At 31.6% G+C, this 2,865-nt stretch carries 1 protein-coding gene; it reads right to left on the minus strand.

Annotated features, from left to right (window positions below; all coding sequences use genetic code 11):
• The coding region (locus BR82_RS0114380; protein WP_034865275.1) for a glycoside hydrolase family 3 protein at window positions 1-2,522 on the minus strand (2,522 nt) is incomplete at its 3' end.
• Between the last annotated feature and the right edge of the window lie 343 nt (window positions 2,523-2,865).

Here is a 2,865-nt window from a genome sequence, read left to right on the forward strand (position 1 = left end):
TCACCTTTTACAAAGTCTAACATATGAATTGCGTTAGCTAGACGATAGAATGATGCATCGATCGTTGTTTGATCAGCGCTAGAATCAGCTAAAATACCTTCAGCTTCAGTTAATGCTGCTTCAAATTCATTAACAACTGCTGGTACGACATTATCTAATGCATTTTGAGTTTTTAAAGTATTTGCGGTATCGACAGCTATCTGTAATGCTGTTTTATCAATTTTATTAACTACTAGCAAATCTAAAACTGCAGTATATTTTTCTTGTAAATCATTTTCAGTCTCATCTACGATCGTTTGCGCCAATTTATGAGTTAAATTAATATTTTCTGCTGTTTGTAATGCTGTTTGTAATTCATTTAATTCATTAGCTGCAGCAGCCCAAGATTCAGCTGTAAATTCAGCCTCATTTAATCGTTTTACTTGATCAATAACGTCTACTAAAGCTGCTTTATCTGGTTCTTTAGCAAGAGCCTCATATTCAATACCAAAACCTAATTCATACACATTTTCATCAGTAGAGTATACTTTAGAACCAGGAACATATTTTGGAATATCTACTGGTAATTTACCAGAAGCACCAAATGTACCTAAAACAACCTCAGTCCCTGCAGTTAAATTAGGACTAAACGCAGCTGTTGCGCCTACTGTACCCCCGCCAAATGATTCAGTAATATCTAATCCAGCACTTGTAGTACCGTATACTGCTAAAATGGCATCAGCATCAGGGAATGCTTGTACATCATATGGATGATTTAATGAAATAACAACAGTCTGTTTTCCATTTTGTTTACAATAATTAGTAAATAATTGTGGACATGCAACTAAATAACCATCTATACCACCAGCACTACTAATTTCTGAGGCATGAACAAGAACAGTACCCCAATCTAAAACGTCTTTATTCGTTCCGACAAAATTAGTACCATCAGAATTTATTGCACTATTAACGTTATCATTTAATCCTGTCCAATTATAGTGTTGTAAAATTTTATAATCAGCTCCTTCAGGAATAATTCCTGCCTGTTTTGCTCTTTCCCAAGCCAAAACAAAGCGATTATTATTTCTTGAATATGTAGATGCAAATACTACTCTTGAATCATTAGTTAATTTAAGAGGTAATACATCATTTTCATTTTTTACTACAGTTACTGCATTTGCAGAGATCAATCTTTCAGTTTCACGATTTTCGACTGATCCCACCACACTTGAAGCAATTGCTTTCTTTTCAGCTAAAGTAGTTGTATTATTAACCAAATCCATTACATTTCTATTATATTTGCAAGTTAAAATTCTTTCTACAGATTTATCTAACTCATCAACAGATAATGTGATTCCATTGTAACCATCTTCTTTAGTATAAGCATCAACAAATGCATTGATCAATGGAATTAATTTTGTTTCCATATCAGCCATAGAAGATATATCAGTAAATGGAATATCTAAAATATCAACCCCGGCTTTTACAGCTAATAAGTTTCTTTCATTTACATCAAAATAACTAGCTACACCAGCCATTGTCATAGAATCCGTTACGATCACTCCATCATAATTCAATTCATCTCTTAATAAATCTGTTAAAATCTCTCTAGATAAAGTTGCTGGTGGACTCATAAACTCATCTTTAATACTTGAGTAAAGTTCTTCTGTAACAATATTTGGGAATTGAATATGTGCTGTCATAATCATATCCGTACCACTTGCGATTGCAGCCTGGAATGGTACTAGCTCAGTTTGATATAATTCTTCTTTAGTTGAATTAATTGAAGGCAATCCTGTATGAGAATCTGTTGCCACATTACCATGTCCTGGAAAATGTTTAGCTGTTGTTGCTACATTTTTACTTTGTACTCCTTCAATATATGCAGAAGTAAATTCAGCTGCTAATTGTGGATTACTGCTAAATGAACGTAATCCAATAACAGGATTATTAGGATTATTATTTACATCAGCAACTGGCGCAAAATTGGTATTTACTCCAACTGCGCTTAATTCGCTACCAATAATTTCACCAGCTTTTATTGCATTTGCTGTATCACCAGTAGCTCCTAATGCCATGTTACCTGGTAAAGCTGTACCACCTGTTAAACGATATACGATTCCGCCTTCTTGATCAGCCGCAATCAATAATGGAATATTGTTTTTACCTAAATCTTTATCCATTGCTGCTCTTTGTAAACCATCTGTTAATTCAACATTTACAGTTGCATCTGCATTAAAATTAGCAGCAAATAAAATAACACTACCAATATCATATTCACCAATGATTTGATAAATTTCATCATTGATATTTTGAACTGATGATACTTTTGTACCATCTTCCATTGTCCAGCCGCTTCTAAAAGAAAGCATTAATTTTTGGCCAATTTTTTCTTCCAATGTCATTTTACTAACTAATTCTTTGGCTTTTTCATCATTAGTTGATGCATCGACATTAGATATTTGTAAACTAAAAATAGTTGTAATAACCATTGATAAAACCATGATTAATGAAACAATCTTCTTTTTCCCTAATCTCTTCATTTTTTAATCTCCTTCTTTAATTTTAAATAAATCAACGGTTTAAATAAATTCAACAAGTATTATTACTTATCTACTTCAAGTACTAAATTCTAATTTTTTCACCTCGTTTCTTTATTGTACCTGAATAAATGATGAATCAATGTTACTTTTTTTCCAAAATAAAACCTAAGTAGAACAAGCAAAAACATTTTGCTCATATCTATACTTAGGTCATGCCTGATTTAACAGTAACATCTCATCTAATATATATTTTAAATAACTAAACAAATAATGTCAATGATAATCCAAAAATAACATTAAATATATAATATTATTGCATCAAATATAAAAATTTAAATATTAG

The sequence above is a fragment of the Thomasclavelia saccharogumia DSM 17460 genome (assembly GCF_000686665.1).
Classification (GTDB): domain Bacteria; phylum Bacillota_I; class Bacilli_A; order Erysipelotrichales; family Coprobacillaceae; genus Thomasclavelia; species Thomasclavelia saccharogumia.